At 64.2% G+C, this 23,485-nt stretch carries 24 protein-coding genes and 1 tRNA gene; 11 read left to right on the plus strand and 14 right to left on the minus strand.

Annotation, left to right across the window (positions count from 1 at the left end; all coding sequences use genetic code 11):
* The first annotated feature begins 322 nt into the window (after positions 1 to 322).
* Positions 323 to 901 (plus strand): recombinase family protein, encoded by a 579-nt coding sequence (locus tag K0S66_RS04140; protein WP_301073879.1) that lies wholly within the window; start codon positions 323 to 325, stop codon positions 899 to 901.
* A gap of 44 nt (positions 902 to 945) precedes the next feature.
* Here the strand turns inward: K0S66_RS04140 and K0S66_RS04145 are convergent, their stop codons facing one another.
* The 5 genes from K0S66_RS04145 to K0S66_RS04165 all read right to left on the minus strand — a co-directional run bounded on the left by K0S66_RS04145 (position 946) and on the right by K0S66_RS04165 (position 4,525).
* Positions 946 to 1,245 carry a hypothetical protein gene (locus K0S66_RS04145; protein ID WP_301073880.1) on the minus strand — a complete coding sequence of 100 codons (300 nt, stop codon included), beginning with the start codon at positions 1,243 to 1,245 and terminating at the stop codon, positions 946 to 948.
* A 640-nt stretch (positions 1,246 to 1,885) separates the two neighbouring features.
* Complete coding sequence (locus K0S66_RS04150; protein WP_301073881.1) at positions 1,886 to 2,479, minus strand: hypothetical protein; 594 nt, start codon at positions 2,477 to 2,479, stop codon at positions 1,886 to 1,888.
* 88 nt (positions 2,480 to 2,567) lie between these two features.
* Positions 2,568 to 2,966: a hypothetical protein gene (locus tag K0S66_RS04155; protein WP_301073882.1), complete on the minus strand. Its 399-nt coding sequence runs from the start codon at positions 2,964 to 2,966 to the stop codon at positions 2,568 to 2,570.
* Positions 2,959 to 4,149 carry a hypothetical protein gene (locus K0S66_RS04160; protein WP_301073883.1) on the minus strand — a complete coding sequence of 397 codons (1,191 nt, stop codon included), beginning with the start codon at positions 4,147 to 4,149 and terminating at the stop codon, positions 2,959 to 2,961. Before K0S66_RS04160 ends, K0S66_RS04155 begins: the two co-directional genes overlap by 8 nt.
* Before the next feature lie 286 nt (positions 4,150 to 4,435).
* Positions 4,436 to 4,525: transfer RNA gene (locus K0S66_RS04165), tRNA-Ser, on the minus strand.
* Between the two features lie 179 nt (positions 4,526 to 4,704).
* Between K0S66_RS04165 and K0S66_RS04170 the strand changes: the two genes are divergently transcribed.
* Together K0S66_RS04170 and K0S66_RS04175 are read left to right on the plus strand one after the other, a co-directional pair.
* Entirely contained in the window at positions 4,705 to 5,520 is an 816-nt protein-coding gene (locus K0S66_RS04170) for a DUF1134 domain-containing protein (protein WP_301073884.1), read from the plus strand.
* 149 nt (positions 5,521 to 5,669) lie between these two features.
* Positions 5,670 to 6,686, plus strand: coding sequence for an LLM class flavin-dependent oxidoreductase (locus K0S66_RS04175; RefSeq protein WP_301073885.1), 1,017 nt, complete (start codon positions 5,670 to 5,672; stop codon positions 6,684 to 6,686).
* Positions 6,687 to 6,753: 67 nt separating this feature from the next.
* Here the strand turns inward: K0S66_RS04175 and K0S66_RS04180 are convergent, their stop codons facing one another.
* On the minus strand, positions 6,754 to 8,463 hold the full coding sequence (locus K0S66_RS04180) for a class I adenylate-forming enzyme family protein (RefSeq protein WP_301073886.1): 1,710 nt from the start codon (positions 8,461 to 8,463) through the stop codon (positions 6,754 to 6,756).
* Positions 8,464 to 8,528: 65 nt separating this feature from the next.
* On the opposite strand from K0S66_RS04180, the gene lgt reads away from it, so the two are divergent.
* Positions 8,529 to 9,410 carry a prolipoprotein diacylglyceryl transferase gene (gene lgt, locus K0S66_RS04185; RefSeq protein WP_301073887.1) on the plus strand — a complete coding sequence of 294 codons (882 nt, stop codon included), beginning with the start codon at positions 8,529 to 8,531 and terminating at the stop codon, positions 9,408 to 9,410.
* A 116-nt stretch (positions 9,411 to 9,526) separates the two neighbouring features.
* Here lgt and K0S66_RS04190 read toward each other — a convergent pair whose 3' ends face one another.
* Positions 9,527 to 10,822 carry a hemolysin family protein gene (locus K0S66_RS04190; protein WP_301073888.1) on the minus strand — a complete coding sequence of 432 codons (1,296 nt, stop codon included), beginning with the start codon at positions 10,820 to 10,822 and terminating at the stop codon, positions 9,527 to 9,529.
* 131 nt (positions 10,823 to 10,953) lie between these two features.
* On the opposite strand from K0S66_RS04190, the gene K0S66_RS04195 reads away from it, so the two are divergent.
* Positions 10,954 to 11,640, plus strand: coding sequence for an OmpA family protein (locus K0S66_RS04195; RefSeq protein WP_301073889.1), 687 nt, complete (start codon positions 10,954 to 10,956; stop codon positions 11,638 to 11,640).
* 87 nt (positions 11,641 to 11,727) lie between these two features.
* Here the strand turns inward: K0S66_RS04195 and K0S66_RS04200 are convergent, their stop codons facing one another.
* Positions 11,728 to 12,156 carry a nucleoside deaminase gene (locus tag K0S66_RS04200; protein WP_301074029.1) on the minus strand — a complete coding sequence of 143 codons (429 nt, stop codon included), beginning with the start codon at positions 12,154 to 12,156 and terminating at the stop codon, positions 11,728 to 11,730.
* Positions 12,157 to 12,298: 142 nt separating this feature from the next.
* Positions 12,299 to 12,538: a hypothetical protein gene (locus K0S66_RS04205; RefSeq protein WP_301073890.1), complete on the minus strand. Its 240-nt coding sequence runs from the start codon at positions 12,536 to 12,538 to the stop codon at positions 12,299 to 12,301.
* A gap of 141 nt (positions 12,539 to 12,679) precedes the next feature.
* Here K0S66_RS04205 and rpmB point away from each other — a divergent pair, with 141 nt between their 5' ends.
* Complete coding sequence (gene rpmB, locus K0S66_RS04210) at positions 12,680 to 12,982, plus strand: 50S ribosomal protein L28 (RefSeq protein WP_301073891.1); 303 nt, start codon at positions 12,680 to 12,682, stop codon at positions 12,980 to 12,982.
* A gap of 61 nt (positions 12,983 to 13,043) precedes the next feature.
* Here the strand turns inward: rpmB and K0S66_RS04215 are convergent, their stop codons facing one another.
* On the minus strand, positions 13,044 to 14,039 hold the full coding sequence (locus K0S66_RS04215) for an esterase-like activity of phytase family protein (RefSeq protein ID WP_301073892.1): 996 nt from the start codon (positions 14,037 to 14,039) through the stop codon (positions 13,044 to 13,046).
* A 140-nt stretch (positions 14,040 to 14,179) separates the two neighbouring features.
* On the opposite strand from K0S66_RS04215, the gene K0S66_RS04220 reads away from it, so the two are divergent.
* Entirely contained in the window at positions 14,180 to 14,542 is a 363-nt protein-coding gene (locus K0S66_RS04220; protein ID WP_301073893.1) for a glycine zipper 2TM domain-containing protein, read from the plus strand.
* 345 nt (positions 14,543 to 14,887) lie between these two features.
* The gene (gene thrS, locus K0S66_RS04225) at positions 14,888 to 16,897 is read left to right on the plus strand and encodes a threonine--tRNA ligase (RefSeq protein ID WP_301074030.1); all 2,010 of its coding nucleotides are present in this window, start codon (positions 14,888 to 14,890) and stop codon (positions 16,895 to 16,897) included.
* A gap of 39 nt (positions 16,898 to 16,936) precedes the next feature.
* On the opposite strand, the gene K0S66_RS04230 is transcribed toward thrS, so the two are convergent.
* Genes K0S66_RS04230 through crtY form a run of 4 tightly spaced genes read right to left on the minus strand, consistent with a single transcriptional unit; the run spans position 16,937 to position 21,212 of the window.
* Complete coding sequence (locus tag K0S66_RS04230; protein ID WP_301073894.1) at positions 16,937 to 17,917, minus strand: phytoene/squalene synthase family protein; 981 nt, start codon at positions 17,915 to 17,917, stop codon at positions 16,937 to 16,939.
* 34 nt (positions 17,918 to 17,951) lie between these two features.
* Positions 17,952 to 18,533 (minus strand): TIGR00730 family Rossman fold protein, encoded by a 582-nt coding sequence (locus K0S66_RS04235; protein ID WP_301073895.1) that lies wholly within the window; start codon positions 18,531 to 18,533, stop codon positions 17,952 to 17,954.
* A 40-nt stretch (positions 18,534 to 18,573) separates the two neighbouring features.
* On the minus strand, positions 18,574 to 20,052 hold the full coding sequence (locus K0S66_RS04240; protein ID WP_301073896.1) for a phytoene desaturase: 1,479 nt from the start codon (positions 20,050 to 20,052) through the stop codon (positions 18,574 to 18,576).
* Positions 20,052 to 21,212, minus strand: coding sequence for a lycopene beta-cyclase CrtY (gene crtY / locus K0S66_RS04245; RefSeq protein ID WP_301074031.1), 1,161 nt, complete (start codon positions 21,210 to 21,212; stop codon positions 20,052 to 20,054). Before crtY ends, K0S66_RS04240 begins: the two co-directional genes overlap by 1 nt.
* A 140-nt stretch (positions 21,213 to 21,352) precedes the next feature.
* Between crtY and K0S66_RS04250 the strand changes: the two genes are divergently transcribed.
* From K0S66_RS04250 to K0S66_RS04260, 3 genes are all read left to right on the plus strand, one after another.
* On the plus strand, positions 21,353 to 22,159 hold the full coding sequence (locus K0S66_RS04250; RefSeq protein WP_301073898.1) for a sterol desaturase family protein: 807 nt from the start codon (positions 21,353 to 21,355) through the stop codon (positions 22,157 to 22,159).
* Between the two features lie 16 nt (positions 22,160 to 22,175).
* Positions 22,176 to 22,514, plus strand: a complete 339-nt coding sequence (locus K0S66_RS04255; RefSeq protein ID WP_366520771.1) for a DUF2141 domain-containing protein — start codon at positions 22,176 to 22,178, stop codon at positions 22,512 to 22,514.
* Between the two features lie 63 nt (positions 22,515 to 22,577).
* On the plus strand, positions 22,578 to 23,450 hold the full coding sequence (locus K0S66_RS04260) for a MipA/OmpV family protein (protein ID WP_301073900.1): 873 nt from the start codon (positions 22,578 to 22,580) through the stop codon (positions 23,448 to 23,450).
* Positions 23,451 to 23,485: the final 35 nt, after the last annotated feature.

A 23,485-nucleotide genomic window follows, 5' to 3' on the forward strand; every position in this document is an offset into this window, starting at 1 on the left:
GGGACGGGCGCGTCGCAGAGGGCAAGAGCACACCCGCATCAGGAGACCATCCTCGCTTGGATCGACAGGAACTGCTCCGCGACCGATCAGGCCGCGCGGTTGCTCCCGGCGTTCAAGGCAACCTCGCATGTCCGGGGCGAACAGGGCGCGGCCATAGCACTCGTCTCTGTGCGTTGAGGGGGCGACCTTTGACCCTCTCGTGTCAGGCCGTGCTCGAAATCGTCCGGTTTCGAGCCCCCGGCCCAAGCTGTATCGGAAAGTAGCTTGACAGCAGTTCCGATCCACTTTCAATAACGAGCCTCGTTTTCGATACAGGGGACCTATGGCTCGTACCTTCGCCTACCTTCGCGTCAGCACAGCCGACCAGACCACCGACAACCAGCGCCAGGAGATCGAAGCACTGGGCTTCGCCGTCGAGCCTCATCGCATCGTGGCCGAAACAGTATCGGGATCGGTCCCGGCGACGGAGCGGCGGGAGTTCTCCAAGCTACTGGACCGCCTGGAGCGCGACGACGTCCTCATCGTCACCAAGTTGGATCGGCTCGGTCGCAATGCCATGGACGTCCGTGCGACGGTCGAGCGGCTCGCGAACGGCGGCGTTCATGTCCATTGCCTGCAACTCGGCGGCACGGACCTAACCAGCGCAGCGGGCAAGATGATCATGGCAGTCATTTGTGCGATGGCAGAGTTCGAGCGCGACTTGCTCGTCGAGCGTACTCAGGCAGGCCTCGCTCGCGCGAAGACTGAGGGGAAGGTACTAGGGCGCCCGCAAGCGCTCACGAAGGAACAGCAGGACACCGTGAGGGCGCGGCGGGCGGCGGGCGCATCTCTCGGAGTTTTGGCGAAGGAATTCGGCGTGAGCCGGGCGGCAATTCAGCGGGTCGAGCAGCGCGCCTCCTAGCGATCCAGCGCTCTGCCCTGCTTTTTTCCAAACAGCATTTTGGTTCAGGAGACGACATGAGTTCGAGGTTGTGGGGTCGGCGGGACCACGGGAAGCCAAATACTGACCTGGAGCGCGCGAAGCGGGCCGCTGATTGGAATACCCTGAGCGGGGCTTTCGCCGCAGGGATTCGTCAACTCGGGTACGAGCCCTGCCTCCCCGTTCTCCGCTTCGAGGTGAAAAGCCTGGAGCTGGCCGCGCGCACAAAAGAGCATGCTTGGTGGCCAGCGGATCGCGCCCAGCAGATCGAGCGCGAGCTGATGGAAGCTGACGAGGGGGGCGATGTGCGTGGGGTTCACCTTCATGGCGGGTTACCAAAGGGCAACGCCGCCCTGTCCACGGTGGCCCTTTTGGAGTGTGCGGCAGAGGGTGGCCCGGAAGCATCCATGGCCATGTTAGTGCGGGCGTTGGTGCATCTCCACGATGCGTGGGATCGGCCTTCTTGGGTGACGCGAGAAGTCGCGGAACGCGCCCCGGCTTGCATCGACAGCGTCCACCCGATCCTCGATGGCCTTCGCTGGCATCATGGGTGCAAGGACGTCCTCCCAATCTATGTCGTTAACGCCCCCACGGCCGCGAGCCTTGAGGAACTCGGCAGTGTCCTTGCGCGAGATGCAGCCGAACTAATCGGAGGCTGGGTCCCCGTTTCCCTCTGTGCGCCTCGGCCGCACCGGCATTGGGAAGCACGGCAGGCGCTCCGGCCCGGCCCGCAAAAGCGGAATTGACACCGGCAAATCGCCAGCATTGTCGGGGTACCTGACGGGGTGCGCAGCCGGGTACTTGCGCTTCCGCACCTCCGGATAACTCTTTGTAACAACCAAGCTTTTCAGGACGCCGAGGCAGGTGGCGGAGATGCAGGGTATCTAACGGTCACAGGAAAGCTGGGGTTCTAGGGCGTGCGAAGAGCGCAGCCCTTGTTTCGACGCCTGACGCGACTTCGGATCTTTAATCGACTGGCGAGTACGGGCGCCAGACCTGAAGCTCATAGCGTCGGTCGAGGCCGAGAGCTTTTGAGTCAATGGATTGCACGACGACCTCGCCTTCCGGCCAGCCTTTTAGCTGGATGAACGTAAAGCGGTCAGCGGTCGCAAACTCGCTCCACTCCCCAGCTAAGCTGGAGTGCACGGATACCTGAGGTGCGGGAACTACCTTCTCAAACTCGATGAACACAAGGACGGCCTCATTCCGCATCGTGCCGCCGTTGTTCACATACCAAGCGTAATAGGCGACATTCTCTGAAGAGTCAGCGAGAGAGACAGACAGTTCACCGTCGGCGCCCTTGGAAAATGTGAGGTCTGCCCTCGAAGAAAGCGCAATCTTACCTCCTGCCTCGCGGAACTCTCTGCGACCTCTGAACCAAAACTCAGTCCATAACGCGAGCGTGGCCCCGCCTAAAGCAAAGAACGCGAAAGCTACTGCGTCGGACAAGCCAAGGTGGGAAATTACCCTCCATCCGGAAACAAGGAACTTGTCCCAACCCTTATCCGCTGCGAATTCTTCAATTGCCTTAGAAAATACAGCGAGAGCTACAAAACTCATCACAGCGAAGGCACAACTGACTCCATAGCGAAGTGTGGCTTGCTTTCTGTTGCTAATGGGACGTCCCTTTAGATGCTGCCGTCTACGGTCAAGGATGAAGCCGCCCGCGAGCTTTTGCTTTCTGCGTCAGCCGCTTGGAAATCAACTTCCACTTCTTCTCTTCGTGGGGCGTGTAATCAGCCAGGGCGTGGGCTGGGTTCGCAAGCGCGTCCTCGGTGACTTGCAAGGGATCGTCGCGGCACTCCACAACCTCCTCCCCGAACTCGCCAACGGTCACCCCATAAACCGCCCCCGAGAGATTGCCGGTTTTTGTGTAAAGAGCGTGGGAGGTTGCCGCATCAGTGAGCGAGGCTCGGTCAACTGACATCAACCCTGCGTCTTTTGGCTGGGGCTTGAAGCGGTCGCTAGCTGGCTCGCCATCGTAAATACAGTTCGGATGAATCTGCCTAAACAGCACTTCATCTGCGTTCGTGAGCGGCTCACCCATTGGCGCTCATCCTGCTGTCGAAAGCAGACAAGAAAACATCATCCACAGAATTGAACTCTTCGGGCTCAAGCTCACCAGAGCCATTTATCTCAATGCCGTACATCTCCACGCCACCGACAGCATTTAATTCGACAGAATAGTCCCATCCGCCGTGTTCAAAATCGATTAGGATGCCGCCAGCCTCGGTAGGGAAGAGGCGGAATGCCGCACAATAGGACGTCCGCTTCGACAGGAACGACTCTGCCGCATTCAACGCGTCGTCGGTAATCTGGAGGCCCAAGCCATCGTGCCATCCCGCGTCCAGCGCTCGGATCTCATCGAGACGTTTGCGACACTTCGACAGTGCAACGCTCACTTCGCTATCGACAACGGCGATCTCGAATACATCCGCCACCCTGCGGAAATGGTCTTGACTATCGAGTTCGACTAATAGCTCAAATTGCACGTCCTGTTCAAGACTACCGTCGAAATCCTCCCTGATTTGCAGGGGGTCGACCGGGATTACGATGTCTCCATGTTCAGTCGTTCGGACTGTAACCACACCTTCATACCCACTTTTGATGTGGGTGCCGATTAACTCTCCGATGCCTTCAAAGCGCGTCTGATAGGTCTCGCGCGCGCCGGTTATCAGTTGCTTACGGCGGTACGCATCGAGCGAGACCACCTTGCCGCTCGCCCGATCAGGTATCTCAATTTTCTCATTGTCGCGGAGCCCGGCGCCAAAGCGATTAAGTGCGCGAACCTTCTCGGAGCTCAATGCGGAGACACGCCCGGACTGACCTTCAATCAAAGCAACCACGTCGCCGTACGCAGACTCAACAATCTCCTCGATCTCGTCAGCGAAGCCAGGGAGATTTACCTGCGCACTGTTTCGGTTCCACTCAAGCTTCGGGATCGCGCTACCGTTTTCAATGGTGATGAGATCGAAGGCGAGACTTTTGTCGAAGCCCTTCGGAACCCGAGCGCGGTCCGCATGGCGGCGACGCCACTCATCTTTTGCGTACGAAACGAGGAGATCACGGAAGGCTGGAAGATCAGACAGCACCTCGACGGGCAGACGCGCGTTGCGAAAACGGCTTCCCTTGTAGTGAAGGCTGAAAATCGTCGGTTCGTCCGGCATTGGTTCCTCGGTGGGCGGCATGGAGTATCCCGCGCCGTCACCAACGCCAACTTTTTTCGACAATCAGTGCGGTATAGAGTCGGCGTGGCGATCCTAAGGCGGTCAGCGTCGTGACCGACTCCCGCCCCCAGGCTGGATACTCCGGGAAGATGCACAGCAGTTCCGGGGAGAAGTGCTGGCCGTCAATTCCGCTTGGCCGCTCCGGCCCGACCCGCAAAGCGAAATTGATGCCGCCAAATCGCCAGTATTGTCGGGGTACGTGATTGGGGTACGCAGCGGGGTACACCGCTCCTCCGAACCTCGGGCTAACCCTATGGAAAAACAATGTTTTTAAGGGCGCCGAGGCGGGTGGCGGAGACGGAGGGATTCGAACCCTCGGTACGGTTTCCCGTACGACGCTTTAGCAAAGCGTTGGTTTCAGCCACTCACCCACGTCTCCGGGCCTGGCGGAACGGCGCCTATAGCGAGGTGCGGGAAGGCGATCAACAGGCTGCTGCGGGGAAATACTCGTTCGCCCTGCCTCACCATCGAGTCGATCCGCCGCGCCATTCATTGCCGCGCAAGCCGACTATCCGTTATGGTACGGTGAAACCGGGCGTGCCCAGGGGGTAAGTGACAATGCGCAAGTTCATGATCGCGATGGGACTGATCGCCACGATGGTGTCGGGCGTCGCGCCGGCGCAGGTCCGTACCATCGACCCGAACCAGCAGATCGACAGCGACCTGGACGGACCGCGCGTGCCGCCGCCGCCGGCGCGCACGCCCGCCCCGGCGGACCGCGACCAAAGCTATCGCGAGCCGACCTATTCCGACCCCGCCCCGGCCGATCAGGACGCGCCGCCGCCGCTGGAGGCACCGCTCCCCGCGCCTGCACCGACGCCGACGCAGAGCCGTTCGGCGCCGCTGGTCGGAACCGTGGACCCGCAGGCGCAGGCGACCACCGATGCTGCCGCCACGTTCAAGCGCGACGATCTGATCGGCGCCGGCGAAGGCGTGTTCGGCAAGGGGGCGGAGGGCTTTGGCTCGCTGATCGAGAAGATCCTGGCCGAGCAGGGTGAGCCGAACGCCTATATCGCTGGGCGAGAGGCGGCAGGCGCGTTCGTCCTGGGGCTGCGCTATGGTTCGGGCATCATGACCCACAAGGTCGAGGGGCAGATGCCGGTGTATTGGACTGGCCCGTCGGTTGGCTTCGACGTGGGCGGTGACGCGAACAAGGTCTTCGTGCTGGTCTACAATTTGTACGACACTGCCGAACTGTATCGCCGCTTTCCGGCAGCAGAGGGCCGGCTGTACTTCGTCGGTGGCTTTGCCGCGACATATCTGCGGCGCGGCAACGTGGTGCTGATCCCGGTCCGGCTTGGCGTGGGATACCGTGCCGGCATCAACGTCGGCTATATGAAGTTCACTCAGAAATCGAACTGGTTGCCGTTCTGACGGCCTGAATATCGGCCCCACGCGGCGATAGCGGGGCGAAACGGAGCGTCTCCGTTCAGCAGCTTGGGCGTAGGTTGGCCCGCGCCCATATGATCCCGTGAAACGCCGGCCGCGCGCCCTGCGCGCCGATGCGATCGGGAACATAAGCGATGAAGAAGATCGGATTTCTGTCGTTCGGCCATTGGTCGGCCACGCCGCATTCGGCGACCCGCTCCGCCAGCGACGTGCTGCTCCAGTCGATCGACCTGGCGGTGGCCGCCGAGGAGCTGGGCGCGGACGGCGCCTATTTTCGCGTGCATCATTTCGCGCAGCAGCTGGCGTCGCCCTTTCCGCTGCTGGCGGCGGTCGGCGCCCGGACCAAGCGGATCGAGATCGGTACTGGCGTGATCGACATGCGCTACGAGAATCCGTTCTACATGGCAGAGGATGCCGGTGCGGCGGACCTGATCAGCGGCGGGCGGCTGCAGCTGGGGATCAGCCGCGGATCGCCCGAGCAGGTGATCGAGGGGTGGCGTCATTTCGGTTATACGCCGGCACCGGGCGAGACCGACGCCGACATGGGCCGGCGCCATGGCGAGGTATTCCTGGAACTGCTTAAGGGTCAGGGCTTTGCCAAGCCCAATCCGCGGCCGATGTTCCCCAACCCGCCTGGTCTGCTGCGGCTGGAGCCGTTTTCGGCCGGGCTGCGCGATCGTATCTGGTGGGGCTCAGGCGCCGATGCGACCGCTGTCTGGGCGGCGCAGAAGGGCATGAACCTGCAGAGCAGCACCCTGAAGGCGGACGAGAGCGGTGAGCCGTTCCACATCCAGCAGGCGAAGCAGATCCGCCTCTATCGCGAGGCATGGAAGGAGGCGGGCCATACCCGCGAGCCGCGCGTGTCGGTGTCGCGATCGATCTTCGCGCTGGTGAACGATCAGGACCGGCAATATTTCGGCCGCGGCGATGATAGCGACCAGATCGGGGTCATCGACAATATGCGCGCGGTGTTCGGCCGATCATATGCCGCGGAGCCTGACCGGCTGATCGAACAGCTGCGGCAGGATGAAGCGATCGCCGAAGCCGACACGCTGTTGCTCACCGTGCCGAACCAGCTGGGCGTCGATTACAATGCGCATGTGCTGGAGAGCATCCTGACGCATGTTGCGCCGGCGCTGGGCTGGCGCTGACCCGATCGATCAGCGTCCTGTGATGACCGTCACGTCCGCCAGTTGGCGGACGTGACGGTCCGGTTGCTCAGATCTCGACCTCGTCGAGCTTCGCCAGTTCACGATATTTGGCGCGCAGGCTGACCTTGTCGATCTTCTCCGTGCCGAGGCGCGGGAGCGGATCGTCGGCCAGCCAGATGCGCTGCGGCACCTTGAAGGCCGCGATATGCTGCGCGAGGAACGCCCACAGATCCTCGACCGTCACCGCGCCGATCTTGCGCAGGTGGACGACCGCGCCGGGCACTTCGCCATACTTCTCATCAGGAAGCCCGAACACCGCCGCCTCGGCGACATCCGGATGCTGGTACAGCGCGTCCTCAACCTCCTGGCAGCTGATGTTCTCACCGCCGCGGATGATGATGTCCTTCTTGCGGTCGACGATGAAAAGATAACCATCCTCATCGAGGTAACCGATGTCGCCGGTGCGGAAATAACCGTCGGCGGTGAAGGCGGCAGCAGTCGCGTCGGGATTGCCCCAATATTCCTGGAAATTGGCGGCGGAGCGGATCGCCACTTCGCCGCGCTCGCCCTGCGGCACCGGCTTTCCGGCGTCGTCGAGGATCGCCAGATCGACCAGCGGCATCGACGGCCGACCAGCCGAGTTCGGCTTCGCGAGGTAATTGGCGCGCCAATTGCCGGTGCCGACGCCGTTCGTCTCGGTCAGGCCGTAACCGATGAGCGGCTTGCCCTCCATCTCCTGCTCGATCCGCTTCACATGCTCGACCGGGCGCGGCGCACCGCCGGCGGCGATGTCGGCGACGCTCGACAGATCATATTTGTGCCGGTTCGGGTGGTTGAGCATTTCGAAGCTCATCAGCGGCACGCCGACGAAATAGGTGATCTTTTCCTTTTCGATCAGGCGCATCGCCTCCTCGGCATCCCACTTCGGCATCAGCACCAGCTTGCGACCGATGGCGAACGACTGGAGGAACACCGGCACTTCCGCGGTCACGTGGAACAGCGGCACGTTGAGCAGCGTCGAGGGCTGAAGATCGCTCGTTGCGGTCCCGTCCTGTGCGCTGATCGCCAGCATCATCAAGGCGGAGCCAAGATAGTTGAACACGCCCTGCGTTACCTGGCGATGAGTCGACAGCGCGCCCTTCGACTGGCCGGTCGAGCCCGAGGTGAAGAGGATGGTGGCGTGATCGTCCGGGCCGATGTCCGGCATCGTCGCGGTACCGGTGCCGCGGTCGAGGATCGGCGCCAGCGCAGCATCGATCGCCTGCAGATCATCGAATTCGACGACGGTGGCCGACAGATCCTTCAAGGCTGTCAGGCGACGGCAGCGCGGCGGATCGGCGAACACCAGCGTGCAGCCGACATCGTCGACACCGGCCTGCAATTCCTCCGCCTGCCACCAGCCGTTCAGCAGCGTGGCGACGCCGCCCGCCATCAGCACGCCCATGTAGATGATGATCCACGACGGGGAATTGCGCGCGGCGATCCCGATCCGGTCGCCCTTCTTCACGCCAAATCCGCTTACCAGCGCATCGGCCACCTTCTGCGCGCGGCCATACACGTCGGCATAGGTCAGGCGCTCATCACCTGCGATGAGGAATTCGGTGCCCTCATGCTGCTGCGCATAATGAGCGAAATAGGCCGGCAGGGTCGGCGGCGCGCCAGCGATGATCGGCAGTGTCTGGCCGAAACGTTCGATCGAGCCGAGCGCAAGCGGACCGCCCTCTCCCGTCAACGCGGCCATCGTCGCGTCCATCTTGAGGTCCAGTTCGGTCTTCATGCGTCTCTCCGCTTGGTCTTGGTCTTGCCCGCCCTTATGCAGACGTGAAGCCAGAGGGAAAAGCCTTGATCCTGCCCATCTTTGCCGCCGCTGCGAGCCACATCCGGTTCGAAGACCTGGGTCTGCACCCGGATGTCTTCTCGATCGGCTTCTTCACGCTGCGCTGGTACAGCCTCGCCTATATCGCCGGCATCGTCATCGGCTGGTGGTACCTGCTCAAGCTGCTGGACCAGCCCGGCGCGCCGATGGCACGCCGCCATGCCGACGATCTCGTCTTTTACGCGACGCTGGGCATCATCCTGGGCGGGCGGCTGGGCTATGTGCTGTTCTACGCCCCCGACATGCTGCTGCATCCGCTGCGGGTCCTGCGATTGTGGGACGGAGGGATGAGTTTCCATGGCGGGGTGATCGGCACCAGCGTTGCCATCATCCTGTTCGCGCGGCGCAACGGGCTGAACTGGCTGCGCATCCACGATTACGTCGCCTGCGTGGTGCCGTTCGGGCTGTTCTTCGGGCGGCTCGCCAATTTCGTGAACGGTGAATTGTGGGGCAAGCCGACCGACGTGCCGTGGGCGATCGTCTTCTCGCGCACCGTGCCTGCGGGCGTGCCCGAGCCGGCGCGCCACCCCAGTCAATTGTACGAGGCGGGGCTGGAGGGCGTCGCGCTGTTCGCGCTGCTCTCGTTCTTCTTCTGGCGGACCAACGCCCGCTACCAGCCGGGCAAGCTGACCGGGCTGTTCCTGCTGGGCTATGGCGTGGCCCGGTTCATCGTCGAATTCTTCCGCGAGCCCGATTCCCAGTTCGCGGGCACGTTCTTCGCCACCACGATCCACATGGGTCAGCTGCTGTGCCTGCCGATGATTGCGGGCGGACTTTACCTGATCGTGACGGCTCCCGGCCGGCGGCAGCGGGTGGAGCCGATCGCTGGCGGGACCAGCGTCGCCTGACCGCCGGCGCGTGACCGTGCTGCGCGCCCCACGCTGGTGCGGGCGCGCAGTACGAGGAGGAATGGCAGGCGACTGAAGCGGCGGCGCGGCGCTTGGCCGCCAACGCCGCGTAAGGGTCAGGCGGCGCTGACGAGCAACTTGTCGATGCGACGGCCGTCGAGGTCGACCACTTCGAAGCGCCAGCCCTGTTCGACGAAGCTTTCGCCCTCGATCGGCAGATGGCGGAAGATCGCCAGCGCGAGGCCTGCGGCGGTCGCATAGTCGCGATCCTCGGGCAGCTCGATCCCCAGCCGTTCGGCCAGCGTATCGGCCGAGGTGGTACCGGCCACCAGCAGCGAACCATCCTCGCGCTCGACGATGTTGGGCGCCTCGCCCGGCTCGGCATCGGACGCGAATTCGCCGGCGATCGCCGCCAGCAGATTGGCCGGCGTCACGATCCCTTCGAAATGGCCGTATTCGTCGTGGATCAGCGCCATCGGCACATCGGCGCGACGCAGCGCATCGAGCGCGTCCATCGCGTCGATCTGATCGACCACGAACGGCGCCTTGCGGACCAGCTTCTTCAGATCGAGCGAATCGCCCCGCGCCAGCGCCGCGGCGACGTCGCGTGCCTGAACCACACCAATCACCGCGTCGATCGAGCCGTCAGCCACCGGCAGGCGGCTGTGCGGCGTCGCCAGCAGCTTGGCGCGAATCGCTGCATCGTCGAGCCCCGAATCGAGCCAGTCGACCTCCGTGCGGGGGGTCATCACCTCGCGCACCGGGCGATCGGCGAGCCGGACGACGCCGGAAATGATCGACCTTTCATGCTCCTCGATCACGCCAGACTTGCTCGCCTCCGCCACGATCAGGTGCAATTCCTCCGCCGTGACATGTTCTTCCGATTCGCGGTTGAGCCGCAACAGGCGGAAGATCAGGATGCTGGACGCGTCGAGCACCCAGACGATCGGTTTAGTCAGCACCGCCAGCCACGTCATCGGCAGCGCCAGCCAGCTGGCCACCGGCTCCGGATTGCGCAGCGCGATCTGCTTGGGGACCAATTCGCCAATGATCAGCGAGGCATAGGTGGTAAGCCCGATGACCAGCGCGACCCCGACATTGTTCGCCAATGCCGCCGGCATGCCCAATGCCTCCAGCCTTGCGGCCGTGGGGGTGCCGAGGCTTGCCCCCGAATAGGCACCGGTGCCGATACCGATCAGCGTGATCCCGATCTGCACCGTCGAGAGAAACTTTCCCGGGTCGGCAGCCAGCGCCATGGCCGCCCGCGCACCGGGCTTGCCGCTGCGCACCATTGCTTCGAGACGGGCCTTGCGGGACGATACGATCGCGAGTTCACTCATCGCGAAGACGCCGTTTAGGGCAACCAGCGCAAGGATGATGAAGACGTCGATCCAGGGGAACGGCGGTAGCATGATGTGAAACTCTCTTGGCGGGATTCGCCGCACTCCACAACCATTCGCGTCATTTCCGGTTCAGCACGCATGCGGAACAACCCGTAGCGGCGCCGGGTTTGGGCCCGGACATGAAACAAAGGGGTAATATGATGCGAGTGAAGTCTGCGTTGATCGGGCTGGTCGTGAGTGGCGCACTGGTGACCACGGCGGCCTGTACCACCGATCCGGAAACGGGCGAGCGGCGGATTTCCAAGGCGGCCATCGGGGGGATCGGCGGCGCGCTGGGCGGCTACCTGCTCGGCGATCTGGTCGGCGGGCGGCGCGACCGGACCGAGAAGATCATCGGCGCCGGCATCGGCGGCATCGCGGGCGCCGGCATCGGTGCCTATATGGACAAGCAGGAGCGCGATCTGCGCGCCCGCACCGCCGGCACCGACGTGCAGGTGATCCGCCAGGGCGACGACCTGCTGCTCAACATCCCGAGCGGAATCAACTTCGCCTACAACTCGGCCGCGGTGCAGCCGCAGTTCCAGCAGACGCTGGACCGGGTGGCGAGCGTGCTGGGCGAATATAACCGCACCTATATCGACGTGTACGGCCACACCGATTCGACCGGCAGCGACGCCTATAACCAGGGCCTGTCGGAGCGACGCGCCACCGCAGTGGCGGATTATCTGTCAACCCATGGCGTGCAGCGCGAGCGCATCGGCACTCGCGGTTTCGGTGAAACGCAGCCGATCGCCACCAATGAGACCGAAGAAGGCCGGGCAGCGAATCGCCGTGTGGAAATCAAGATCGTGCCGATTTCCGAGAATGAAGTGGGATATCGCCAGTAACCACGGCTCTCCTGACGCGGCGTTGCTGATCGTCGCGTAGATCGCACTGCGGCAGCCCGGGGGTTGCCGCAGTAGCGCCCCGTCGGGTCAGCGACGGGCGGCGAAGAAGGAGCGTAACAGCGCCCCTGCCTCTCCCGCGCCGATCCCCCCGTACAGCTCTGGCCGATGATGGCACGTCGGCTGCGAGAAGAAGCGCGGGCCGTGTTCCACCGCGCCGCCCTTCGGATCGGACGCGCCGTAATAGACGCGGCGGACCCGCGCATGGGCGATGGCGCCTGCGCACATGGCGCAGGGCTCCAGCGTCACCCACAGGTCGCAATCCTCAAGGCGATCGCGCGCCAGTTCGCTGGCCGCCGCGCGAATCACGCGCATTTCGGCATGGGCGGTCGGGTCATGGAGGCGGCGCGGGGCGTTTGCCGCCGTTGCGATGATCTGCCCGTCGAGCGTGATCGCGGCACCGACCGGCACCTCTCCATCGAGCGCAGCCTGCTGAGCGGCCTCAAGCGCCGCGACCATGGGAAGTGGCAGGGGAAACATTGCGGTCGCCTATGCCCTGCGCGGCGCCATCAGGCCACAGCGACGCGCCGGTCCTTGCGGGCCGACGCGGTAGTTTGTGGGCAAGCCGACCGACGTGCCGACGGCGATCGTGAGTGCCCGCTTATTGGGCGGGGGTCGGCGAGGCGCCGGGACGCTGCACCTCGACCTTGGGCACCTCGATGACCTTCTGTTCGGTACCGACGTCGATCTTGCCGACATCAGCCTTGAACTCTGGCGCTTGGCCGCCCTCGATTCGCGGAAGTCGCGCGGTCTGCGTCTGATCGATATTGATGAAGCCAGTTGCCATCCCGGCGAGGACCACGAGTGCGACGATGCCCAGAATAACGAGAATGGCGCGCATGATCCTGATCTCCAATCGTATCGGTGGTGCAACAACGACTGTGTGATCCACTAGGTTGCATGCCACGATGCTTGACGATTCGCCGGGGTGTCGTTAGTGGCGCCGACTTTCCGGGCTAACCCGAAACTCAGGATCTGAACCATGTCGCGCATTTGCGAGCTGACCGGCAAGGGCCGGCAGGTGGGTAACAACGTTTCCCACGCCAACAACAAGACCAAGCGTACCTTTCTGCCGAACCTGCAGAACGTGACGCTGATCTCGGACACGCTCGAGAAGAGCGTGCGTCTGCGCGTCTCGACTCACGGTCTGCGCTCGGTGGAGCACAACGGCGGTCTCGACAATTGGCTGGTGAAGACCAGCGACGAGAAGCTGTCGCTTCGTGCACGTCGCCTGAAGCGCGACGTGAAGAAGAAGCGCGCTGCCACGGTTTCCACCGCCGCCTGATCCAGCGGGTAGGAACGCGACCATGGCCTGCCATCCTTCGGGATGGCGGGCCTTTGGCCGTTCAGGGTCGTGCGCGCAGCTTGTCCGCGTCCGGCCAGCGCAGTTTCAGCAGATAGGTCGGCCGCAGTGCCATTCCGTCGTTGTCGGTGACGATCCACACCGTCGTGACCCCGCGCTCCTGCGTGATTGCGAGCCCTTCGGCATTTTCCCCGAGCACTGGCGGCGCGAGGGTCGCGATCACCGTGCCGGAGACGGTGGCGTTGCGGCGTATGTCGGCGCGGCGGACCTGCACCAGCTTTGCCGTGAAGCGAAACGGATATTGGAAACGGCGCGTCAGCACGACGATGTCGCCGTTCGGAAGCTCCGCGGCATCGCTGGGATCATAGCGGTCAGGAGGCTGGAACAGGAACCGAATCGAGTGCGTGCCCGGCACCGTCGGATCGCCCGTGAACAGGATTCCATGGCGCGTGCGCCGGTTCGGTTTTCGCTCGGCCAGCGTCAGGAACGTGCCGTCACGTAGCCGCACCAGCGATTCGGCGCCGAGATTGCGCACCCAGCCGCGCATCGCCGCCGGGGCGCTACGGCGCTCCGCTGACCCGTACCCGGGAGCGTAGCGCCAGATCTGGTTGTGCGTTTCATAGCCAACCCAGGTGCGCCCGGTAGCGGGATCGAGCGTCAGCGATTCCGAGTCGCGATCACGTCTGTCCCACCCAACGCCCGGCCCCTGGTGCAGCACATGGCCCCGCGGGTCGCTGACCCGGCCGCCGCGAATCGCCAGCGTGACAACATTGCCGCCATCGCTGAGGAGATGCGCGCGGCCATCACGCAGCGCCAGCGCGGAGAAGCCGCCGAACGCGGGATCGCTGCTCGACAAGGTCACCCCGCCGACGGGCGCCAACGCGCCGATGCGGGCCGGCCAGCCACCGGCCGGCACATAGGCGCTGGCGGTGACGTGCGGGCGATCACGGATCATCGGCAGCCGTTCCGGCCCATCGTAGCGCGGGACGACCAGCAGCACCGCAAGAACGGAGAAAAGGAAGGACGAGGAGCGGCGCACGCCAGCGCCCATAGGACCAACGTACCTGAACCGTCGATAACGAGCGCATTCAGGGACCGCTCAATGCGACTCGGGCAGAAGCATGTTCAACGAGACGGTATCGGCCTTCTCGATCGGAATTTGAAACGGGAGTCGAACCCATGTTTAAGAAGCTTTCGCTCGCTGGCGCCGCTCTCGCGATGAGCACGGTTGCCCTGATCCCCGCCGAGGCATCGGCCCAGCGCTGGGGTGGCGACCGCTATGAGCGCCAGTATCGCGGCTATGATAATTACCGCGGTTACGACAACCGTCGCAACTATCGCGGGAATGACCGTCGCTATCGCAACCAGCGCTGCAACAACGGCACGACCGGCGCGATCGTCGGCGCGATCGCCGGCGGCCTGCTCGGCCGCACGATCGACAGCCGCGGTGACCGCGCACTGGGCACCGTTCTCGGCGGCGTCGGCGGCGCAGTGGCCGGCAACGCGATCGAGAAGTCGAACAATCCGCGCTACTGCCGCTAACGAGATGGCCGCGTAGGCCTGCTTATCCCTCGCGTAGCGTATGAGGGCGCGGGCCCGCCTTCCCTTTCGGAGGCGGGCCCGTTGTTTTTGCACGGGAGCCCGCGGCTTGTCCGCCGGCGCGCTCAACGCTATATTCCGGCCATGCTGCACGATCGTGCCACGACCACTACCACTACCCCGGGCATCCGGGGGCGGTCGGTCACGCGCTGATGCGCTGACGGCTTGCTCACCCGGAACGGGTGGGCCGGCGTCCTCCACTTCGTTCCTGCCATATCCCGGACGCTCTTTTCGTCGCGTTCGCGCTCGCCTAAGCGCATCGGCATTGCAGGAAAGCCACTCATGACCATGCTCTCGATCACGCTTCCGGACGGCTCGGTACGCGAGGTGCCGCCGGGATCGACGCCCGCGGACATTGCCGCCGCCATCGGCCCCGGCCTCGCCAAGGCGGCAATCGCCGCACGCGTCGACGGTGAATTGCGCGACATCACCCGTCCGTTCGAACGCGACGCGAAGCTGGCACTGGTGACGAACCGCGACGAGGCGGACGCGCTGGAGCTTGCCCGGCACGACTTCGCGCACATCCTGGCCGAGGCGGTGCAGGAGCTGTTTCCCGGCACGCAGATCACGTTCGGGCCGTCGACAGACGATGGCTTCTACTACGATTTCGCCGCGCCCGCGGATCGTGGGCCGTTCACGGAAGAGGACCTTCCGCTGATCGAGGAGCGGATGCGCAAGATCATCGCCGCCGACAAGCCGCTGCGCCGCGAGGTGTGGACGCGCGAGCAGCTGATCGAACGCTGGAAGCAGCAGGGCGAGACGTTCAAGGCCGAATGGGCCGCCGAGCTTCCCGATGACGAGGAGCTGACGGTCTATTGGTCGGGCGGCGACTGGCTGGACATGTGCCGCGGGCCGCACCTTGCCTCCACCGGCAAGCTGGATCCGCAGGCGTTCAAGCTGACGCGCGTGTCGGGCGCCTATTGGCGCGGCGACCAGAAGAACGCGATGCTGAGCCGCATCTACGGCACCGGCTGGCTGAACAAGAAGCAGCTCGATGCGCATCTCCACATGCTGGAGGAAGCGGCGAAGCGCGATCATCGCAAGATCGGGCAGGAGATGGACCTGTTCCACCTCCAGTCCGAGGCGCATGGCAGCGTCTTCTGGCACCCCAAGGGCTATATGATCTGGCGGCAGCTGGAGGCGTATATGCGCCGCCGGCTGGACGCGGGCGGCTATGAGGAAGTGAAGACGCCGCAGGTGATGGACGCGCGCCAGTGGGAGCGCTCCGGCCACTGGGGCAAGTATCGCGAGAACATGTTCGTCATCCCCGACGAAGTGCCCAACATCGAGGATGAGGGCGCGCTCGTTTCGCCGGATGCCGACTGGATGGCGCTGAAGCCGATGAACTGCCCGGCGCACGTGCTGATCTTCCGCCAGGGGATCAAATCGTATCGCGACCTGCCGATCCGCATGGCCGAGTTCGGCTGCTGCCACCGCAACGAGCCGCATGGCGCGCTGCACGGCATCATGCGCGTGCGCCAGTTCACGCAGGACGACGCGCATATCTTCGTGCGCGAGGACCAGCTGGTCGACGAGGTCGCGAAGTTCATCGACCTGCTCGACAGCGTGTACCACGATCTGGGCTTCACCGATTATGCGGTGAAGCTGGCGCTGCGCCCCGAGAAGCGCTTCGGCGAGGACGCGATGTGGGACAAGTCCGAGGACGAGCTGCGCCGCGCGGTGATGGCCTCGAACCTGCCGCAGAAGATCAAGGACGGGTTCGAGGAGCTGGAGGGCGAAGGCGCCTTCTATGCGCCGAAGCTGGAATTCCACCTGACCGACGCGATCGGGCGGACCTGGCAGGTCGGCACGATCCAGTCGGACCGCGTGCTGCCCGAGCGGCTGGACGCGAGCTACATCGGCGAGGATGGCGAGCGCCATCGCCCGGTGATGCTGCACCGTGCGATCCTGGGGACGTTCGAGCGGTTCCTGGGCATCCTGATCGAACATCACGCGGGCCGCTTCCCGCTGTGGCTGTCACCGGTGCAGGCGGTCGTCGCGACGATCGTGTCCGAGGCTGACGACTATGCGCATGTGGTGCGTGATCGGCTGGCGGCGGCGGGGCTGCGCGTCGAGACGGATCTTCGCAACGAGAAGATCAACTACAAGGTGCGCGAGCACAGCCTGGCGAAGGTGCCGGCGCTGCTGGTGGTCGGCAAGCGCGAGGCGGAGGAAGGCACGGTCGCCGTTCGCCGGCTGGGCAGCCAGGGGCAGGAGATCGTCTCGCTGGACGACATCGTCGAACGGCTAGTCAAGGAAGCGACGCCACCCGATTTGGTGGGAACGCTCAAGTCCTGATGCTTCGATGCCGCCGGTCATGCGCCGGCGGCAGAAGGATCAACGGGGGCGGGTCCAGAGGATAGGATTGCGCGGCTGGTCAGCGACCGGCCGCCGGGCCGAAACGGCCGCCTTCGCGACCCAGGCGAGCTTGGCACTTTTCGACGTGGTGACGCGGTGATCCCATGCGTGGGCGCCGCGCTTCGCCACTTCACGCGCGATGTCGCCATAGATGCCGGCAGCTGCCAGGACCGCCCAGCGCGCGCGTGGCGGCAGTTTGGCCGCGCCTACACGGGCGCTTGCCTCATGCAGCGCCGCGCGGTCTGCCAGTCGGCGCGCGAGAACCACCAGGCGATCGCGAAACGGCGGCTTCATGTGCTGACCGGGCGGGATGTCCATTTCCGACAGCCATTCGTCGGGCAGGTAGCAGCGCCCGATGCGGTCATCTTCCTCGATGTCGCGGGCGATATTGGCGAGCTGGAACGCCAGCCCCAGGTCGCAGGCACGGTCGAGCGTGTCGTCGTCCGCCGGATCGACGCCCATGATCACTGCCATCATGCAGCCGACGGTGCCGGCGACATGGTAGCAATAGCGATACAGGTCGTCCTCGCTGCGCGGGCGCCAGTCCTCCGCATCCAGCCGGAACCCAGTGACCAGATCGTGCGCGAACCGCGCCGGCAAGCCGGTTTCTGCCGCCACGACGCGTAGCGCATCGAACGGCATGTCCCCTACGGTGCGCCCGGCGAGAGCAGCGGTGGTCTTTTCGGCAATGAGGGCGACGCGCGCCTCGGCATCAACGACGGTCGTGGCGTTGTGGCCGTGATCCTGTCCGTCGACGATGTCGTCACAGGCGCGGCACCAGCCGTAGAGCAGCCATGCGCGTTCCCGCGTCACCGGATCGAAGAGGTTGCTGGCGAGCGCGAAGCTTTTCGACCCGCGGGCGATCGACTCACGTGCTGCGGACACCAGGGTGGTGCGATCCGCGCCCGACTGCGGGTCGCGAGATAGTACGCGCGTCGTGGGCGAAACCGATGACGCCATCGTCAGATCATCGCCTTCATGGGCATCGAACCGCTCAAAGATCGTCCGCGGTCATGCGAACGATCGGCTGGCTGGGCTGATGCGCCGCCATTCGATCGAGCAGCACGTCGAGCGTATCGGCGATGATCAGCAGGTTCTGATGCTGCGGGCGGAGGAAGCCCACCTCGCCCATCTTGTTCCAGAAGGCGATGAGATGATCGTAATAGCCGGCGCTGTTGAGCAGCCCGACCGGATCCTCATGATAGCCGATCTGCGCCCAGCTGAGCGCTTCCCACAACTCGTCCATCGTGCCGGTGCCGCCCGGGATCGTCACGAATCCGTCGGCGAGATCAGTGAACGCGCGCTTGCGATCGTGCATGCCTTCGACGACCTGGAGATCGGTCAGCCCGCGATGCGCGACTTCGGCATTGACCAATGCTTCGGGGATGATGCCGATGACTTCGCCGCCGGCCGCTAGAGCGCCGTCAGCAACGGCGCCCATCAGACCAAGCCGTCCGCCACCATAGACAACGCCGATGCCGCGCTCTGCCAGCGAGCGGCCGACATCCCACGCCAGTTCCATATACTGCGGGTCACGCGGCGTTGCCGACCCACAATAGACCGCCAGACGCTTCATCACTTCCCCTTCCCTACGCCGAAGGGGATCACACCGACCGTCACCTTCTCACTCCCTCAAGCATCAGCGCCGCCGTCGCTTTCGCGCTGCCAACGACGCCGGGGATACCAGCGCCCGGATGCGTACCGGCGCCCACAAAATACAAGTTCGAGATCTTATCGTCGCGATTGTGCACGCGGAAATACGCACTTTGCGTCAGCACCGGCTCAAGGCTGAACGCGCTGCCGAGATGCGCATTGAGATCACGTGAGAAATCGGCCGGCGTGTAGCTGAACTTGGTGACGATCCGATCGTGGATGTCAGGGATCAATCGGCGCCCGACCTCGTCCAGAATCCGCTTTTCAAGGATCGGCGCGACTCGGTCCCAATCCTCCGGGAACTTGCCCTGGTGAGGCACAGGCGCGAGCGCGTAAAAGGTCGAGCAGCCCTCTGGCGCCAGGCTCGGATCGGTCACCGTCGGATGGTGCAGGTAGAGCGAGAAATCCTCGCTCAGCACGCCATGATCGTAGATGTCGGCCAGCAGCCCCTTATAGCGCGGGCCGAACAGGATCATGTGGTGCGGGATACCCGGCCACGTTCCCTTGATCCCGAAATGGACGACGAACAGCGAGGGCGAATACTTCTTGCGCTCCAGCCGTGCGGCCGAACGCGCCGCAGAGCGCGAACTGCCCAGGAGATCGCGATAGGTGTGGACGATGTCGCCGTTGGACGCGACCATTTCGGCTTCCTGCCGCCATCCGCTCTGCGTGCGAACGGCTGTGACCCGGTCGCCCAGCGTCTCGATCTCCGCGACCGGATCGTTCAACCGGATCGTGCCGCCCAACCGCTCGAACAGTGCGACCATACCCGCGACGAGACGATTGGTACCGCCCTGGGCGAACCAGACGCCGCCATCACGCTCCAGCTTGTGGATCAGCGCATAGATCGCGCTGGTCGTCATTGGATTGCCGCCGACGAGCAGCGTGTGGAAGGACAAGGCCTCACGCAGCTTCTCGCTCTTCACGAACGAGGAAACCATCGAATAGACCGAGCGCCACGCCTGGTATTTGGCCAGTGCAGGCGCCGCCTTGATCATCGAGGCAAAGTCGAGAAACGCGACATGGCCGAGCTTCTCATAGCCCTCGCGGTAGACGCCGGCGGAATATTCCAGAAAGCGCGCGTAGCCGGCGACATCATCGGGATCGAGCTTGGCGATCTCGCCGCGCAGCACGGTGTCGTCGTTGGTGTAATCGAAGTTCGTGCCGTCGGGCCAGTTCAGCCGATAAAATGGCTTCACCGGTTCTAGCGTGACGTCGCGCGCCATGTCCTGGCCGCTGAGCGCCCACAATTCGGCGAGACATGCCGGATCGGTGATGACGGTGGGGCCCGCATCAAAGGTGAAGCCATCACGCTGCCACACGTAAGCACGCCCGCCGGCCTTGTCGCGCGCCTCCACAACGGTGGTTTCGACGCCGGCCGACTGCAGGCGGATGGCAAGCGCAAGCCCGCCGAAGCCGGCGCCAATCACGATCGCGCGCATCAGTTCGCCTTTCGAATGACGCGCAGCGCGCGAAACAGCGGGACCGGGGGCTTTCCGGAAAGCACGCGCAGCTTGTCCTTGCGGGTCGAGCGCGCGGCATAGAAACGCGCGATCAGATTGGGGTGCAGGCGGTAAAAGCGTTCCAGCACCTTGTAGCGCCCGTCCGGCTCCGCCGCGCGGAACAGCATCGCATCGAGCATGCGGTAGAAGCGCCGCTCGTTCCAGCGCGCCTGGGCATAGTCATGGGTCAAGTCGTGCAGCCCTTCGCCACTTAGATCTGTCGCCTCTGCGATGCGGATGGCGAGCCGCACCGCATCTGGAAGGGAGTAACCCGTCGTGGGGTGAAAAAGTCCCGCCCGGGCACCGGCTTTGGCGACTTTCGCGCCGCCCCACCGCCAATAACCCTCGAAATCGCCGCCGATCACCACCGGAAGCGCACCCTTTTCCTCGCGCCCGGCGGGGGTCGCCGCCCATCCCTTCGCCTCTGCATAGACATCGATGCGGCGATTGAGCGCGCCGACGTTCAGCGTGGCGCTATCGCTGTAATAGGTGTCCTCGACGAATAATTGGGTCGGCGAAAAGGGCAGAAGATAGATGAAGCGGTAGCCATCGTGCTGAGTCACCGTGGCGTCCATCACCATCGGACGGGTGACGCCGTGCCCGGCGGGAATCTCCAGCAATCGCCCGACGAATTTCTGCCACCCCACCTCGAGCATCGACAGGTCGCCCGCGCCGCGCGCGTCGATCACGCCCTTCGCTTCGATCCGTTCGCCGTCGGCGAGGACGACGGCAGTCGGGCTGCAGGCAAGCACCTTGCGCCCGGTCATGATCGATTCGGGGGAAAGCGCCTTTCGCACCACCTCATCAAGCCGTTCGGACTCGATCGAATAATAAGGCTGGTTGATCGTGCGTCCGTGCGCCGGGAAGGTCACGTCGTAACCGGGCCACGCGTGGCAGACGAGCGGCGTCAGCAGCCAACGGTCTTCCCGCGACACATCGGTATCAAAAAACGACCAGAGGTGATTGCCGCCCAGCACGTCACCGCCCTCGACGATGCGCACCGAGATGTCGGGTCGACGCGCGGCGAGCGCCAGCGCAATGAGCCCGCCCGCCAGCCCGCCGCCGACAATGGCGAGATCGCATTCATGGGTAACCGGCATGATCATCGCGTAGCGGATCACCAAGGAAACCGGAAGCGTGGATCGCGGCAACGGGCGGGTGATCGCGCCGTACCTCGCCCGCCTCGGGAGCCGGGGATGATCGCTTCCCCCCACTGCCCCGAAGCCGTACAAGACGAGCCATGTCGATCGTGCTGGCCATTATCCTTTCCGCCCTGGCGATGACGTTGATCGTCGGGGTGCGGTACCTGATCACCAGCGGCGCGTTCGCCATGGCGACGCGGGCCAAGCACCCCAACCTGTACGCCGGCCTCGATCCGCAAATCCGCCGCGAGATATGGTGGAGCCTGGCGTCAGCCGCGATCTACGGCGTCCCCGCGGGGATCGTCGCCTGGGGATGGCAGAACCGCGGCTGGACGCAGATCTACGACACCCTCCACGCCTATCCGCTGTGGTATTTGCCGGTGTCGGTGCTGCTGTACCTCTTTGCCCATGACACCTGGTTCTATTGGACCCATCGCTGGATGCACCAGCCGCGTGCCTTTCGCATCGCGCATGCGGTCCATCACGCCAGCCGGCCACCGACCGCGTGGGCGGCAATGGCATTTCACCCGATCGAGGCGCTGACCGGGGCTGTGGTAATTCCGCTACTCGTGTTCCTCATTCCGATCCACGTTGGTGCACTTGGACTGGTTCTGACGATCATGACAGTTATGGGTGTGACCAATCACATGGGCTGGGAGATTTTCCCCCGGTTCATGTGGCGCGGCCCAGTGGGTGCATGGCTGATCACGGCGAGCCATCATCAGCGGCATCATGAGCGTTACGGGTGTAATTATGGTTTGTATTTCCGCTTCTGGGATCGCGTTTGCGGGACCGACGAGGGCCTCGGCGATTTCGCGCGCAGCCATGAGCGGAGCCGGACGCGCGCTGCTGCTGGCGTTGGGAGCGGGAACGCTGATCGGAGCGGCGCCAATCGCCCGACTTGATGTCGGGTTCGATTCCGTGCGCTCTACCAAGGGCACGCTGCGCATCTGCGTGACCGGCGACCCGGCCAACTTCCCCGATTGCGTCGACGACACCAATGCCATGACCCGTTCCGTTCCGGCCGAGATCAGGAAGGTGCGGTTCGAGGGGGTGCCCTATGGCGACTATGCCGTGGCGGTGATCCACGACGAGAACAACAATGCCAAGCTGGACACCTTTGCCGGTATCCCGCGCGAGGGTTTTGGCTTCTCGCGCAATCCGCCGATCCGCTTCGGCCCGCCCAAGTTCGACGCGGCACGTTTCAGCATCAAGGATGATGCGGAAAAGCAACAGGTGAAGATGCGTTACATTCTGTAAACGTCGTGGCGGAGCCAAATTGCTACGCGAGTGTTTCGAAGCCGACCATCAGGGGACGCATTCGTGACCGCCAAATACCTCTTCAGCCTTGCCGCCGCCGTTTCCATGCTCCCCACCCTCGCCGCGGCACAGGATAGCGCGCCGGCGCAGGACCCTGCCGCAGCGCTGGCCGATCAGGCCGGTGGCGATTCGATCACCGTCGGGCTGGGCGCCGGCTACATGCCGGATTACGAAGGCTCGAATGATTATCAGTTCACGCCCGTCCCGGGTTTAATCGGATCGGTCAGCGGGATCAACTTCCAGGTGGTCGGCAACCGCGCCAACGCGGACCTGATCCCCAGCCAGCCAGGGCCGAGCTGGGATTTCCAAGCCGGTCCGATCGGCGTGCTGAACTTCATGCGCACCAAGCGGTCGAGCATTGATGATCCGCGGGTGCGCGCGCTGGGCAACCGGGCGACGGCGCTGGAACTCGGCGGCTTTGTCGGCGTCGGTAAAACGGGCGTTATCACGAGCCCGTATGACAAGATCTCCCTGTCGGTCAGCTATCGCCATGACGTCACCGGCGTTCACAAGAGCGGCATCTGGCAGCCGACGATCAACTATTTCACCCCCTTGTCGACCAAGGCGGCGGTAGCGCTGTTCGGTTCGGCCGAGCGTGTCGAAACCGGCTATCTGCGCACCTATTTTGATGTTGCGCCGAGCCAGGTGGCGGCGAGCGGCCTGCCCGCGTTTCGTGGGCGCGGCGGCTGGAAGAGCTGGACGGTCGGTGCCGTCGGCACGCATTCGCTGACCGGTGACCTGCTGAGCGGCTTCAAGGTTGTCGGCGGTGTCACGTATCGCAAGCTGATCAATGACGTGGGTGACAGCCCGATCGTCAGCATTGCCGGTTCGCGCAACCAGTGGCTGGGCGTGCTGGGGCTGGCCTACACGTTCTAAAAATCGCGCCGGACGATCCGCCGCCCGTTGATCCG

This window comes from Sphingomonas sp. (assembly GCF_029239295.1).
Classification (GTDB): domain Bacteria; phylum Pseudomonadota; class Alphaproteobacteria; order Sphingomonadales; family Sphingomonadaceae; genus Sphingomonas.